The sequence below is a fragment of the Micromonospora humidisoli genome (assembly GCF_016900955.1).
GTDB lineage: Bacteria > Actinomycetota > Actinomycetes > Mycobacteriales > Micromonosporaceae > Micromonospora > Micromonospora wenchangensis.
Genome location: NZ_JAFEUO010000008.1, coordinates 322,195 through 335,593, shown reverse-complemented (window position 1 = coordinate 335,593; position 13,399 = coordinate 322,195). Strand labels below are relative to the sequence as shown.

The 13,399-nt window shown below is 73.8% G+C and carries 14 protein-coding genes and 1 riboswitch; of the genes, 3 read left to right on the top strand and 11 right to left on the bottom strand.

What is annotated here, in order from left to right; translation table 11 throughout:
- The first annotated feature begins 20 nt into the window (after nucleotides 1-20).
- Nucleotides 21-863 (top strand): amino acid ABC transporter permease, encoded by an 843-nt coding sequence (locus JQN84_RS27275; RefSeq protein ID WP_204961405.1) that lies wholly within the window; start codon nucleotides 21-23, stop codon nucleotides 861-863.
- 2 nt (nucleotides 864-865) lie between these two features.
- Nucleotides 866-1,609 carry an amino acid ABC transporter ATP-binding protein gene (locus tag JQN84_RS27270; RefSeq protein WP_239486218.1) on the top strand — a complete coding sequence of 248 codons (744 nt, stop codon included), beginning with the start codon at nucleotides 866-868 and terminating at the stop codon, nucleotides 1,607-1,609.
- A gap of 121 nt (nucleotides 1,610-1,730) precedes the next feature.
- Here JQN84_RS27270 and ribH read toward each other — a convergent pair whose 3' ends face one another.
- The 7 genes from ribH to rpe all read right to left on the bottom strand — a co-directional run bounded on the left by ribH (nucleotide 1,731) and on the right by rpe (nucleotide 7,939).
- Nucleotides 1,731-2,231 (bottom strand): 6,7-dimethyl-8-ribityllumazine synthase, encoded by a 501-nt coding sequence (ribH, locus tag JQN84_RS27265; protein ID WP_204961465.1) that lies wholly within the window; start codon nucleotides 2,229-2,231, stop codon nucleotides 1,731-1,733.
- A 2-nt stretch (nucleotides 2,232-2,233) separates the two neighbouring features.
- On the bottom strand, nucleotides 2,234-3,520 hold the full coding sequence (locus tag JQN84_RS27260; RefSeq protein WP_204961404.1) for a bifunctional 3,4-dihydroxy-2-butanone-4-phosphate synthase/GTP cyclohydrolase II: 1,287 nt from the start codon (nucleotides 3,518-3,520) through the stop codon (nucleotides 2,234-2,236).
- Nucleotides 3,517-4,212 carry a nicotinamide riboside transporter PnuC gene (gene pnuC, locus JQN84_RS27255; protein ID WP_204961403.1) on the bottom strand — a complete coding sequence of 232 codons (696 nt, stop codon included), beginning with the start codon at nucleotides 4,210-4,212 and terminating at the stop codon, nucleotides 3,517-3,519. Before pnuC ends, JQN84_RS27260 begins: the two co-directional genes overlap by 4 nt.
- Nucleotides 4,209-4,874, bottom strand: a complete 666-nt coding sequence (locus tag JQN84_RS27250) for a riboflavin synthase (RefSeq protein ID WP_204961402.1) — start codon at nucleotides 4,872-4,874, stop codon at nucleotides 4,209-4,211. The genes pnuC and JQN84_RS27250 overlap by 4 nt, the downstream gene beginning before the upstream one ends.
- Nucleotide 4,875: 1 nt before the next feature.
- Nucleotides 4,876-5,937, bottom strand: a complete 1,062-nt coding sequence (gene ribD, locus JQN84_RS27245) for a bifunctional diaminohydroxyphosphoribosylaminopyrimidine deaminase/5-amino-6-(5-phosphoribosylamino)uracil reductase RibD (protein ID WP_088645202.1) — start codon at nucleotides 5,935-5,937, stop codon at nucleotides 4,876-4,878.
- Nucleotides 5,938-6,064: 127 nt separating this feature from the next.
- Nucleotides 6,065-6,235, bottom strand: a riboswitch (FMN riboswitch).
- Between the two features lie 62 nt (nucleotides 6,236-6,297).
- On the bottom strand, nucleotides 6,298-7,257 hold the full coding sequence (locus JQN84_RS27240) for a response regulator (protein WP_204961401.1): 960 nt from the start codon (nucleotides 7,255-7,257) through the stop codon (nucleotides 6,298-6,300).
- 1 nt (nucleotide 7,258) lies between these two features.
- Entirely contained in the window at nucleotides 7,259-7,939 is a 681-nt protein-coding gene (gene rpe, locus JQN84_RS27235) for a ribulose-phosphate 3-epimerase (protein ID WP_204961400.1), read from the bottom strand.
- 258 nt (nucleotides 7,940-8,197) lie between these two features.
- Between rpe and JQN84_RS27230 the strand changes: the two genes are divergently transcribed.
- On the top strand, nucleotides 8,198-9,088 hold the full coding sequence (locus JQN84_RS27230) for a septum formation family protein (protein ID WP_204961399.1): 891 nt from the start codon (nucleotides 8,198-8,200) through the stop codon (nucleotides 9,086-9,088).
- Between the two features lie 147 nt (nucleotides 9,089-9,235).
- On the opposite strand, the gene JQN84_RS27225 is transcribed toward JQN84_RS27230, so the two are convergent.
- The 4 genes from JQN84_RS27225 to JQN84_RS27210 form a co-directional block, all read right to left on the bottom strand.
- Nucleotides 9,236-10,747: an RsmB/NOP family class I SAM-dependent RNA methyltransferase gene (locus tag JQN84_RS27225; protein WP_204961398.1), complete on the bottom strand. Its 1,512-nt coding sequence runs from the start codon at nucleotides 10,745-10,747 to the stop codon at nucleotides 9,236-9,238.
- Nucleotides 10,744-11,670 (bottom strand): methionyl-tRNA formyltransferase, encoded by a 927-nt coding sequence (gene fmt, locus JQN84_RS27220; RefSeq protein WP_204961464.1) that lies wholly within the window; start codon nucleotides 11,668-11,670, stop codon nucleotides 10,744-10,746. Before fmt ends, JQN84_RS27225 begins: the two co-directional genes overlap by 4 nt.
- Before the next feature lie 8 nt (nucleotides 11,671-11,678).
- Complete coding sequence (gene def, locus JQN84_RS27215; protein ID WP_204961397.1) at nucleotides 11,679-12,239, bottom strand: peptide deformylase; 561 nt, start codon at nucleotides 12,237-12,239, stop codon at nucleotides 11,679-11,681.
- 110 nt (nucleotides 12,240-12,349) lie between these two features.
- Nucleotides 12,350-13,333, bottom strand: coding sequence for an AAA family ATPase (locus tag JQN84_RS27210; protein WP_204961396.1), 984 nt, complete (start codon nucleotides 13,331-13,333; stop codon nucleotides 12,350-12,352).
- Nucleotides 13,334-13,399: the final 66 nt, after the last annotated feature.

The window sequence follows — 13,399 nt, the reverse complement described above, 5'->3', positions numbered from 1 at the left end:
CAGGCGACGACGGTCCGGCGGTGGACCGGCCGCACCTCCCGTCGGCGGCGCAGCGGCGGCGGGCGGCGTACCGGCGTCGGCAGACGACCCGCAGCGTGCTGGTCGCCGCCGCCTCCACGGCGGTGCTCGGCACGCTGCTGGTCGTCGCGGTCACCGGCGCACCCGGCTGGGACCGGGTCCGCCGGTCGTTCCTGGACCCGAGGATCGCCCGCGACGCCCTGCCGGAGGTGCTCGTCGGGCTGTGGCTCAACGTCCGGCTGCTGGCCTGCTGCGCCGTCGGGGCGCTGCTGCTCGGCCTGCTGATCGCGCTGCTGCGGACCCTGCGCGGGCCGGTCTTCTTCCCGGTCCGCGCGCTCGCCGCCGGGTACACGTACACCTTCCGCGGCCTGCCGCTGATCATCGTGCTGTACGTGCTCACCCTCGGCGTGCCCGGCCTGCGGTTGCAGGGGATGCCCCCGGTGCTGGTGCTCGGTGGGCTGGCGTTGGTGCTCACCTACGGCGGCTACCTGGCGGAGGTGTTCCGGGCCGGCATCGAGTCGGTGCACCCCAGCCAGCTCGCGGCGGCCCGCTCGCTGGGGCTGACCTACCGGCAGACCATGCGGCACGTGGTGCTGCCGCAGGCTGTCCGGCGGGTCGCGCCGCCGCTGCTCAACGACGTGGTGGCGTTGCAGAAGGACGTCGGCCTGGTCTCCCTGGCCGGCCCGATCGACGCCGTCCGGGCGGCCCAGATCGCCACCGCGGAGACCTTCAACTACACCCCGTACATCGTGGCCGGGGTGCTGTTCGTGCTGCTCGCCATCCCGCTGATCGCGGTCACCGACGGGGTGACGCTGCGGGCGGCCCGACGCCAGTCCGGAGGCTGAGAATGGCCGTGCTGACCTGCCGGGGGCTACGCAAGGAGTTCGGCGGCCGGGTGGTGCTCGACGGGCTCGACCTGACCGTCGACGAACACCAGGTGGTCGCCCTGATCGGGGCGTCGGGATCGGGCAAGTCGACGCTGCTGCGCTGCGTCAACCTGCTGGAGGAACTCGACGACGGCACCATCACGCTCGACGGCGAGGAGATCTCCGACCCCCGGGTCGACCCCGACCGGGTGCGTCGGCGCATCGGCATGGTCTTCCAGTCGTACAACCTGTTTCCGCACCTGAGCGTGCTGGAGAACGTCACCCTCGCGCCGCGCCGGGTGCACCGGCGGGCGCGGGCCGAGGCCGAGGCGCAGGCCCGGGAGCTGCTCGCCCGGGTCGGGTTGGCCGACCGGGCGGACGCCTACCCGGACCGGCTCTCCGGCGGCCAGCAGCAGCGGGCGGCGATCGTCCGGGCGCTGGCCAACTCGCCCCGGCTGATGCTGCTGGACGAGGTCACCTCGGCGCTCGACCCCGAACTGGTCGGGGAGGTGCTGGCGATGATCCGGGACCTCAAGGCCGACGGGATGACGATGGTGCTGGCCACCCACGAGATGGGGTTCGCCCGGGAGGTCGCCGACCAGGTCTGCTTCCTCGACGCCGGTCGGGTGGTCGAGACCGGCCCGCCCGCCCAGGTGTTCGGCGAACCGACCCAACCGCGTACCCGGCAGTTCCTGAAACGGATCATCGAGGCCGGCCGGCTGTAGCGGGACCGCGCCCTCCGGAACGACACGCGTGGGCCGATGTTGCAGGGTCTACGTCCGCCGGACCCCACAACATCGGCTCACGAGGCCAGGGCCCGCCGGCCCGGCGCGCCCTGGCGGGTGGTCAGCCGGCGAAGCCGACGCGGTGGCCGTTGGCCGTGGACACGGTCCGGACCGCCAGCGCGGCGTCCAGGGCGGCGACGGTGGCCGACCAGCCCTTGTCCTCGGCGGAGCCGGGCAGCCCGGCCCGGTCCCGGGCCTGGTCGAGGTTCTCCACGGTCAGCACCCCGTGCGCCACCGGCTTGCCCTCGTCCAGGGCGACCCGGGTCAGGCCGTCGGTCACCGACCGACAGACGTAGTCGAAGTGGGCGGTCGCGCCCCGCACCACCACGCCCAGCGCCACCACCACGTCGCAACGCCGGGCCAGGGCCTGCGCCACCACCGGCAACTCCACCGAGCCGGCCACCCGGGCCGTCACCACCCGCGCCCCGCACGCCTGCGCGGCGGCCACCGCCCGGTCGAGCATGTGGTCGGTCAGCTCGCCGTGCCAGCGTGCCGCCACCACCCCGACGGTCAGCCCGGCGGCGTCCACCGGGGTCACTCCGGGTTCACCGAAACCCGCCATCGTCATGCTCCGATCTCGTCGCCGGGGACCGGACGACCCATCGGGGCCTCGGTCATCTCGGTCATCTCGTCCAGCTCGTCCAACAGGTGGCCCATCCGGTCCCGCTTGGTCCGCAGGTAGCGCACGTTCTCCGGGTGCGGCCGGACCGGCAGCCCCTCCCGGCCGGTGATAGTCAGCCCGTACCCCTCCAGCCCGGCCCGCTTGGCCGGGTTGTTGGTGAGCAGCCGCATCGACCGCACCCCCAGGTCGTAGAGGATCTGCGCGCCGGTGCCGTAGTCCCGGGCGTCGGCCGGCAGCCCCAGGTCGAGGTTCGCGTCCACGGTGTCGCGGCCCTGGTCCTGGAGCTGGTACGCCTGGAGCTTGTGCAGCAGGCCGATACCGCGCCCCTCGTGCCCGCGCACGTAGAGCACCACGCCCCGCCCCTCCCGGGCGACCCGGGCCAGCGACGCCTGCAACTGTGGCCCACAGTCGCAGCGCAACGAGCCGAAGACATCCCCGGTGAGACACTCGGAATGCACCCGGACCAGCACGTCGTCGCCCTCGCCCAGCTCGCCGAAGACCAGCGCGACATGCTCGGCCGGGTCGTGTTCGGCCCGGTAGCCCAGCGCCCGGAACACCCCGTACGGGGTGGGCATCCGCGCCTGCGCGACCTGCTCCACCTGCTTCTCGTGCCGCCGCCGGTACGCCACCAGGTCGGCGATGGTGACCAGGGTGAGCGAGTGCTCGGCGCAGAACTTCTCCAGATCCGGCAGGCGCATCATGGTGCCGTCGTCGTTGACCAGCTCGCACAGCACCCCGGCGGGACGCAGCCCGGCCAGCCGGGTCAGGTCGACCGCCGCCTCGGTGTGCCCGGGACGGCGCAGCACCCCGCCGGCACGGGCCCGCAGCGGCACCACGTGGCCGGGGCGGGCCAGGTCCGTCGGGTCGGTGCCGGGGTCGGCGAGCAGCCGGATGGTGTGCGCCCGGTCGGCGGCCGAGATGCCGGTGCTGACCCCCTCCCGGGCGTCCACGGTCACCGTGTAGGCGGTGCCGCGCCGGTCCTGGTTGGTGTGGTGCATCGGCGGCAGGTCCAGCCGGTCGCACTCCGCCTCGGTCAACGGGACGCAGACGTACCCGGAGGTCCAGCGGACCATGAAGGCGAGCAGCTCCGGGGTGGCCAGCTCGGCGGCGAAGATCAGGTCGCCCTCGTTCTCCCGGTCCTCGTCGTCGACCACCACGACGGGCCGGCCGGCGGCGATGTCCGCCACCGCCTCCTCGATGCGGGCGAAGGTGACCGCCTGGGTGCTCATGCCACGACCTCCGAGTAGGTGGACGGGATCGGTGTCGACGCCGTACGGCTGACCCGCGAGCTGCGCCACCAGGCGGCGAAGCCCCAGACGCAGAGGGCGCCGTAGACCAGGTACATGGCCGCCGAGGGGTAGAAGCCGCCGCGCAGCAGCAGCGGTACGCCGACCGCGTCCACCGCGATCCAGACCAACCAGAACTCCACCCAGCCCCGGGCCATGCCGTAGGTGGCCAGCAGGCTGCCGGTGAGGATCCAGGCGTCCGGCAGCGGCCCCCACGAGCCGAGCGCGGCGAGCAGCGGGTAGCCCAGCGCGGTGCCGAGCACGGCGGCCAGCAGCAGACCGAGCCGTTCCCGGCCGGTGGCCCAGCGGGGGGTGACCGCCGGGGCGTCCCCGCCCTGGCGGCGGTTGCGCGACCAGCGCCACCAGCCGTAGACGCTGACCGCGAAGAAGAAGACCTGCCGGCCGGCCTGGCCGTAGAGGTCGTGCGCCTGCGGGGTGGCGAACACCCCGCCGAGGAAGACGGTGAACAGCAGCCCGTTGCCGATCATGCCGACCGGCCAGGCCCAGACCAGCCGGCGCAGCCCGAGCAGCGCCGAGACCAGCCCGAAGGCGTTGCCGACGATCTCCCGGACCAGCACCGGGGAACCGACGACGTGCACCTGCGCGTCGAGCAGCCAGCCGACCGGCCCGCTCACCGCGCCCCTCCGGCGGCGTCGCCGGGCAGCGCCGGGGCGGTGCCGTCGGTCCCGGCGGGGCCGGCGGGCAGGCGGGCGTCGAGGAGACGTTCGACGTACTTGGCGAGCACGTCCACCTCCAGGTTGACCGGGGCGCCGACCCCCCGCCCGCCGAGCGTGGTGAGCTTGAGGGTGGTCGGGATCAGCCCGACGGCGAACCAGTCGTCGCCGACCGCCGCCACGGTCAGCGACACCCCGTCGACGGTGATCGAGCCCTTCTCCACCACGTACCGGGCCAGCGCGGTGGGCAGCCGGAACCGCAGCGTCTCCCACTGCTCGGCCGGTTCCCGGGAGAGCACCTCGCCGACGCCGTCGACGTGGCCCTGCACCAGGTGCCCGCCGAGCCGGCTGTTCAGCGCGGCGGCCCGCTCCAGGTTGACCGGATCGCCGGGGCGCAGCCCGCCCAACGCCGAGCGGCGCAGCGTCTCGCCCATCACGTCGGCGGTGAACACCCCGCCGTCGACGTCGACCACGGTCAGGCAGACCCCGTTGACCGCGATGGAGTCGCCGTGCCGGGCGTCGGAGGTGACCAGCGGGCCGCGGATCGCGACCAGCGCCGAGTCACCCCCGGTGTCGGCGATCCGGACGACCTCGCCCAACTCCTCGACGATGCCGGTGAACATCTCAGGCCTCCCTCTTCCGGGGCAGCGCGGTGATCCTCAGGTCGGACCCGACCCGGGTAACGTCGGTGATTTCCAGATCGATGGCGTCGGCGATGGTCGTCACACCCGCGTCGACCAGCGCGGTCGGGCCGGCCCCGAGCAGCTTCGGCGCGACGTACCCGACGACCCGGTCGACCAGGCCGGCGGCGAGGAACGCCCCGGCCAGCCGGGGGCCGCCCTCCAGCAGCGCGGCGCGTACCCCCCGGTGGTGCAGTTCGGCCAGCAGGGCCGGCAGGTCGACCCGGCCGTCCGGGCCGGCACCGACCTCGGCGACGGTGGCGATCCAGGTGCGGGCGGCACCGTCACGGACCCGGGCGTCGGCCGGGGTACGCCCCGCGCTGTCCACCACCACCCGCAGCGGCTGGCGGATCGCCAGGGTGCCGTCGCGCAGATTGCGGGCGGTCAGCCGGGGATCATCGGCGAGCACGGTGCCGACGCCGGCGATGACCGCGTCGACCGTGCCGCGCAACGCGTGCACGTCCATCCGGGCGGCCTCAGAGGTGATCCACATGCTGCTGCCGTCGGCCGCCGCGGACCGGCCGTCGAGGGTCGCGGCGTACTTCCAGATCAGGTACGGCCAGCCGCGCCGCATCGAGGTCAGCCAGGCGACGTTGCCGGCCTCGGCCTCGTCGGCGCGTACCCCGGACTCGACCCGCACCCCGGCGGCGCGCAGGGTGGCGGCGCCGCCCGAGGCGACCGGGTTGGGGTCGGGCACGGCGATGACCACCCGGGCGATGCCGGCGCGGATCAGCGCGTGACTGCACGGGCCGGTGCGACCGGTGTGGTCGCACGGCTCCAGGGTGACCACGGCGGTGCCGCCCCGGGCCCGCTCGCCGGCCTGGGCGAGCGCGACGATCTCGGCGTGCGGCCCGCCGGTGTAGGCGTGGAAGCCCTCCCCGACGACGACGCCGTCCGCGTCGAGCAGCACGCAGCCGACGACCGGGTTGGGACTGGTGGTGCCGAGGCCCCGGGCACCCAACTCGATGGCACGACGCATCGCCTCGTCCACGGAGACGCCGCCCATGCCCTGCCCTCTCGCTCGCCGGTCCCCGCGCGGGCGGTACGGGAGCAGCCGGGCAGGCGGCGGCGGAACCGGGAACGGCAGGGCCGCCCCCGGGGAGCCCACGCGCTCGCGCAGGCCCGCCCCGCCCGCGCGCTGTCTCCCATCCGGACTGTCGGGGGTGCGGAAGAACCGCTCCCCCACCGTCGGCCCCGGATTCTCACCAGGTCCACCGGGCGGCACAGCCGTCCGGGTCGCGGGCTTACCACGTCGAGCGTGGATCACCGCCGGTTCGGAATTTCACCGAGCCCCGCCAGCGCGTGGTGGGTACATGCGAAGTCTTACACGTCACCCGGGGGAGTTCGCCACCTCCAGCGTGCTACTTCACACCCCGTCGGCCCGCCGCCTGTCGACTGCGACGTATGACCCCGGTTGGCTCTTGGCGACCGTTTTCATCTCGCTGGCCACGGCGATCGCGGCGAGCGGGTCGGTGAAGCGCTTACGGGCGTCGGAGAGCGAGACGCCGATCGACAGCGTGACCAGGGCGGCCCGGCGGATGTTGCCCCGCCGGTCCTTCAGCTCGACGAAGCCGCGTTCCCGGTCGGTCGGGTCGTAGAGGGTGTCGGCGCTCTTCTCGAAGTCGACCACGGCCCGGGAGGTCAGCGGGCGGATCTGGTCGGGCGCGCAGACGATAACGAAGTCGTCGCCGCCGACGTGGCCGAGGAAGGCCGGCGGCAACCCGATCGCGACCACCGCCCGGTGCAGGCTGCGGGCCAGCGCGGAGATGAACTCGTCGCCCCGCACGAAGCCGTACCGGTCGTTGACGCTCTTGAACCGGTCGATGTCGATGTAGCCGACGGCGTAGTCGACGCCGCTGCGGACCCGGTCGCTGATCTCCCGGCGGATCCGGCTGTTGCCGGGCAGGCCGGTCAGCGGGGAGACCTCGCGGAACTCCTTGTTGCGGCGCAGCGTGGAGCTGACCCGGGCCACCAACTCGGCGGTGTCGAACGGCTTGACCAGGTAGTCGTCGGCGCCGGCGCTGAGCCCGTGCACCTTGTCCACGGTCATGCCCTTGGCGGTCAGCATGATCACCGGCAGGGCCGAGGTGATCGGGTTGGCGCGCAGCCGGCGGGTCAGCTCCAGGCCGTCGATGCGCGGCATCATCAGATCGACCACGGCCAGGTCCGGCTTGTGCTGCTCGATCATGTCGAGCGCCTCCTGGCCGTCCCCGGCGTGCAGCACCTCGAAGCCGTGCAGCCGCAGGTTGAACTCGACGAAACGGGCGATGTCCTCGTCGTCGTCGACGACCAGGATCACGTCGGGGCGGTCGCCGGTGGGCTCCACCTCAGGCCCCGGCGTTGGCGCGCTCCGCCAGCCCGCGCAGGCGACGGACCGCCTCGGCCGGGTCGTCCGCGCCGTATACCGCGGTGCCGGCGACGAAGGCGTCCGCGCCGGCCGCCGCGGCCTGCTCGATGGTGTCGGCGGCGATCCCGCCGTCGACCTCGATGCGCAGTTCCAGGTGGCCGCTGTCGACGTGCCGGCGGGCCGCCCGCACCTTGTCCAGCAGCTGCGGGATGAACCGTTGCCCGCCGAAGCCGGCCTTGATCGTCATGATCAGCAGGGTGTCGAAGCTGGGCAGCAGGTCGAGGTAGGGCTCGATCGGGGTGTCCCGGTCGATGGCCAGCCCGGCCCTGGCCCCGGCCGAGCGGAGGTCCTTGGCCAGGGCGACCGGGTCGTCGCACGCCTCGGCGTGGAAGGTGACGTTGTACGCGCCGGCGTCGGCGTAACCGGGGGCCCACCGCCGTGGGTCGGTGATCATCAGATGCACGTCGAACGGGAGCCGGGTCACCGCCCGCAGGCTCTGCACCACCGGCAGGCCGATGGTCAGGTTCGGCACGAAGTGGTTGTCCATCACGTCGACGTGCAGCCAGTCCGCGGCGTCCTCGACGGCGCGGACTTCATCGGCGAGGCGGGCGAAATCGGCGGCGAGGATGCTGGGCGCGATGATCGACGGCGGTACGGTCACAGGGCAAGTGTACGAACGCGGCCATCCGCCGCGGACAGCACGGCACCATGAGCGACGCCCTGTGACCCAGGCGTGACCCGTGGTGCAACTTCGGCTCCTTTCAGCGGGAGTCGGGGACGAAGAGCCGGTGCGGACTGGCCGAACGGCCCGCAAGAGGCAACACTCCATCAGGGACGGTCACGTATGATGCTCGCCCGGCGGCGGGCACGCCGGGCGGGGGCACGGCGACGGGCCGTCAATCCCCGGAAAGGGCGGACGATGCGACGGTGGCTCGTGGCGCTGGCGCTGGCCGGCACGGTGACGGTGGCGCTCAGCGGCTGCGTGCCGCAGCACGGCGCCGACGGCGACCTGCTCGACGACTGGCCGGTGCTGCCGGTCGCCCAGGCGTTCGTGCCCGCCACGGACGCCTGCCTGCCCCGGATCACCCCGGTCGTGCAGGCCGGCACCTACGAGACGGTGGACTGCGCGCGCAGCCACCTGGCCGAGACCATCCACGTCGGCACGTTCACCGGCGCGGTCACCCGGGGTGAACGGCCCGAACCGGGCTCCACCGCGTTGCGTCCCGCCCGTACCGAGTGCGACCAGCGGGCCCGCGACGTCCTCGGTGGCGACTGGCACTCGGCCCGGCTGACGATGAACATCGCGCTGCCGGCCAACTCGGCGTGGAACAGCGGCGCCCGCTGGTTCCGGTGCGATCTCAGCGAGACCGACAGCATCGACAACACCCGACCGGTGAACCGGGTCGGCAGCCTGCGCGGGGCGATGATCGGCGACAATCCGCTCAGCCACCGCTGTTTCGATCCCAAACTGATCGGCAACAATCTCAACTACATGGCCCCGGTGCTCTGCACCGAGCCGCACCGCGCCGAGTTCGTCGGCGTCTACCTGGAACGCAGCGACCTGAGCTGGGCCGATTTCGGCCGCGCCAACCAGCGGGTGCACCGGCGGTGCATGGCGTTGATCGCGGGCTTCGCCGAGGTGCCCAACAACAACGAGCTGCCGTACCGGGCCGGGTCGATCTTCTATCCGCCGTCGCAGCGGGAGTGGGAGGAGGGCGACCGGGGCATCCGCTGCTTCCTGTGGAGCGATGACCGGAAGCTGACCCGCTCGATGCGCGGTGCCGGCCCCAAGGGCCTCCCCACGATCTGACCCCCGCCCCGTCCCTCCTCGCCGTCCCACCTCGCCGTCCCGCCTGCTCCCGTTGATCAAGAGGTTTGCGTCAACGATCCGTCGGCGGATGACGCAAACCTCTTGATCACCGAGGGTGGGCGGGGCGGGCGGGACAGGGGGTGAGGGTCAGGTGCGGCGGAGGAGGGCCAGGAACATGGCGTCGGTGCCGTGCCGGTGCGGCCAGAGCTGGACGGTGGGGCCGTCGCCCAGGCCTGGCATGCCCGGCGGCAGGGCCGTGCGGGCGTCGACGAAATCCGCCGGTACCCCGGCACGCCGGGCCGCCTCGGTGACCGTCACGTGCGTCTCCACCGTGTGCGGGGAACAGGTCACGTAGGCGACCAGACCACCCGGGCGGGTCGCCCGCAGCGCGGCGGTGAGCAGTTCCCGCTGCAACCGGGTCAACGGCGGCAGGTCCGACGGCTGCCGCCGCCAGCGCGACTCCGGGCGGCGGCGCAGCGACCCCAGCCCGGTGCACGGGGCGTCGACCAGCACCCGGTCGAAATGCCCCTCCGGCAGCTTCGGATCGGACCCGACCGTCCGGCCGTCGGTGTTCAGCACGGCCACCGGCAACCCCCGGGTGGCCTGCTCGACCAGCCGGGCCCGGTGCTCCGAGACCTCCACCGCGGTCAGCCGGGCACCCCGCTGCGCGGCGAGCGCGCCGAGCAGGCCGGCCTTGCCACCGGGGCCCGCGCACAGGTCCAGCCAGCGGCCGTCGTGACCGTCCAACGGGGCCGTGGCCAGCGCGTTCGCCACCAGCTGGGAACCCTCGTCCTGCACGTGCGCCCGGCCGTCGGCCAGCGCCGCCAGGTCACCCGGCGCGCCACCGGGCAGGTAGACCGCGTACGGCGAGAACGCGCCCGGCGCGCCACCGACCTCGTCGGCCAGCTCGGCCGGATCGAGGAGGCCCGGACGGGCGCACAGGTGCACCGGCGGGCGCTCGTTGTCCTCGATCAGCAGGCGCGTCACCTCGCCCAGGTCACCGCCGAGGGCATCGGCGAAGGCCCGCACGATCCACTGCGGGTGGCTGTAGGTCACAGCCAGGTGGCCGATCGGGTCGGCGGCCATGGTCGGGGCGAGCTTGGCCGTCCACGCGTCGACGTCCTGGCCGGCCACCTCGCGCAGCACCGCGTTGGCGAAGCCGGTGGCCCCCTCCCCCACCGTGCGGACCAGGTCGACCGTGGAGGACACCGCGGCGTGCGCCGGCACCCGGGTGTGCAGCAGCTGGTAGGCGCCGAGCCGCAACGCGTCGCGGACCGGCGGGTCGATCCGTGCGACGTCCCGGCCGGCCGCAGCGGTGAGGATCGTGTCGAGGGTGCCGAGCTGCCGCAGGGTGCCGTAGGTCAGCTCGGTGGCGAAGGCGGCGTCCCGACCGGCCAGCCCCTGCTCGCGCAGGATCGCCGGCAGCACCAGATTGGCGTACGCGTCGTCGCGGTGCACCGCCGCGACCGCCTGGTAGGCGGCGTACCGGGGCAGGTCCACGGCCGGGCGGACCGGGCGGCCGGGTCGCCCGCCGCGCCGGTCGGCCCCGGCCCGGTCGCCCCAGCTGCCGGTGCGGGCGGGGCGGTCACCCCGGGTGCCGCCGGACGGCCGCCGGTCGTCGCCGGCCGGACGGTCGGGGCGTGCGGTCGGCCCGGTCACGCGAGTTCCTCCCCGGCGGCGACCCGGACGCCACGCGCCCAGTCGGTCGCCGGCATGGCCTTCTTGCCCGCCGCGCGCACCTCACCGAGCTGCACCGGCACGGTCGCCGTGCCGGCCAGCACGCGGGACTTCTCCACCAGCAGTTCTCCAGGTTTCAGGGTGGGGCCGTTGCCGACCGGGATGACCGGGCCGAGCTTGACCCGGTCGCCGCGGAACGTCGTCCACGGGCCGGGCGCGGGGGTGCAGGCGCGCACCCGCCGGTCGACCGCGAACGCGGGGTCGCCCCACCGCACCCGGGCGTCGTCCACCGTCAGTTTCGGGGCCAGCGAGACCCCGTCGGCGGGCTGCGGCTCGGCCCGCGCGGTGCCCGCCGCGATCGCGTCCAGGACGGCGACCAGCAGCCCGGCCCCGGAGTGGGCGAGCCGCTCCAGCAGGTCGCCGGAGGTGTCGGTGGGGCGGATCTCGTCGGTGAGCGTGCCGTAGACCGGGCCGGTGTCCAGGCCCTGCTCCAACTGGAAGACGCTGGCCCCGGTCAGCTCGTCGCCGTGCAGCACCGCGTGCTGCACGGGTGCCGCGCCCCGCCAGGCGGGCAGCAGCGAGAAGTGCAGGTTGACCCAGCCGAAGCGGGGGATCTCCAGCGCCGCCGGGGGCACCAGCGCGCCGTAGGCGACCACCGGCACGCAGTCGGGGGCCAGCGTACGGAGCCGGTCGAGGAACTCGGGCTCCCGGGGGCGGGCCGGGGTGAGCACCTCGACGCCGTGCTCGTCGGCCCAGACGCCGACCGGGGACCGCGACACGCCCCGGCCCCGACCTGCGGGCGCGTCGGGGCGGGTCACCACGGCCACCACCTCGTGCCCGGAGGCGTGCACGGCGGCCAGGGCGGGGACGGCGACCGCCGGCGTACCGGCGAAGACCAGACGCATACCGGCGGTCACCGGCCCAGGCCGAACGGGTTGCCGGCGGCGTGCGGGCTGACCTTGACCGTCGGCGGGGCGGCCTCGTCGTACCAGTCGGCCTGGCGGATCGCCTTCATCGCCTCCTTGCGCCCGGCCGGGTCCAGCCGGTCGAGGAAGAGCACCCCGTCGAGGTGGTCGGTCTCGTGCTGGACGCAGCGGGCCATCAGCCCGGTGCCGACGATCTGCAACGGGTCACCGTAGCCGTTGAAGCCCTTGGCGATCACGTTCTGCCGGCGCTTGGTGTCGAAGTAGAGCCCGGGGATCGACAGACAGCCCTCCGGGCCGTCCTGTTCCTCGGTGTCGGGGAACTCCAGCACCGGGTTGACCAGGTGACCGAGCACGTCGTCCACCTCGAAGGTGAAGACCCGCAGACCCACGCCGATCTGGGGGGCGGCCAGCCCGGCACCGCTGCGGTCACGCATCGTTTCGGTGAGGTCGGCGACGAGCCTACGCAGCTCGACGTCGAAGTCGACGACCGGATCGGCCGGCGTGCGCAGCACCGGGTCCCCGAACAGACGGATGGGCTGGACGGTCACGCGGGGTGGCTCCTTCGTTGGACGGCGTGGTGCCGTACCAGTCTACGGAGTGCGGCGGGGGCACCGGCCGGCGTACCGCGACGGGTGGTGATCGGGGTGGGACGGCCGGGTCAGCCGCCGGCACCGGGTTCTCCGGCCAGCACGGCGTCCCCGCCGAGCAGGGCGTGCGCGGGCAGCGGGAGCCGGGTGCCGTGGGCGGCCTCCCAGTCGTGCACGAGGCTGGGGCGCACGTGGGCGGCGAAGTAGTCGACGGCGCTGGTCTGCCCGACGACCGGCTCGTCCACCTCGGCGACGAGCTGCGCGGGCACCAGCGGGAAGCCGTTGCGCAGGGCGGCGCTGAGCCGGCGGTGGCCGTCGACGACGAAGAAGTACTCGCCGGTGAAGCCGATCCGCAGCGGGGCGAGGGCCTCGTCGCCGGCCGCCGCCAGCTCCCCGACGAGTCCGGAGCCGTCGAGTCCGCGCAGGGTGGCGACGTCCTCGGTCGGGTAGACCCGGGCCGGGTCGAGCAGCAGCAACGGGGGGGCGTCGCGCAGCACGTCGGCGGCGAGCCGGCCCTCGTACGCGTCGATGATGTGCGTGATGACCTCCTCGGCGGAGGCCCGGGTGGTGTCGCAGACCAGGTCGTAGTTGCGCAGCCGGGCCTTGTCGACGCCGTAGCGGAGGATGAACCGGTTGCGCTCGCTGTCGCTGCGTTCGCGCAGCCTGGCCTCCGCCTCGGCCAGCGAGGTGTAGCTCTCGGCCGGGCCGGAGGGGCGCAGCAGCACCCGGCGGGCCGCCTCGGCCGGCTCGGTGATCATGTGCACCTTGAGCGCGTGGGTGAAGAAGTGCCAGGCCAGCCGGGAGTCCATCACCAGCGACTCACCGGAGGCGGCGATGTCGCGCTGGAGCTGGTCGACGTAGCCGTCAACGGCCTGGTCCAGCTCGGCGTGCAGGTTGAGCTGGAGGGCGGTCATCTGGCGTTCCTGGGCCATCTGCCGGTAGAGGTCGCCGACGCTGACCCGGCGCAGGCCCAGCCGCTTGGCGATCTCGACGGAGACGGTGCTCTTGCCGCTGCCGAGGTCACCGTTGAAGACGATCGACTGACGAACGGTCACGACTGGTCCACCCCTGCTCACCGGCTGATTGACTTCATCGATTTGGCGTCGACCCGACGCATTCCC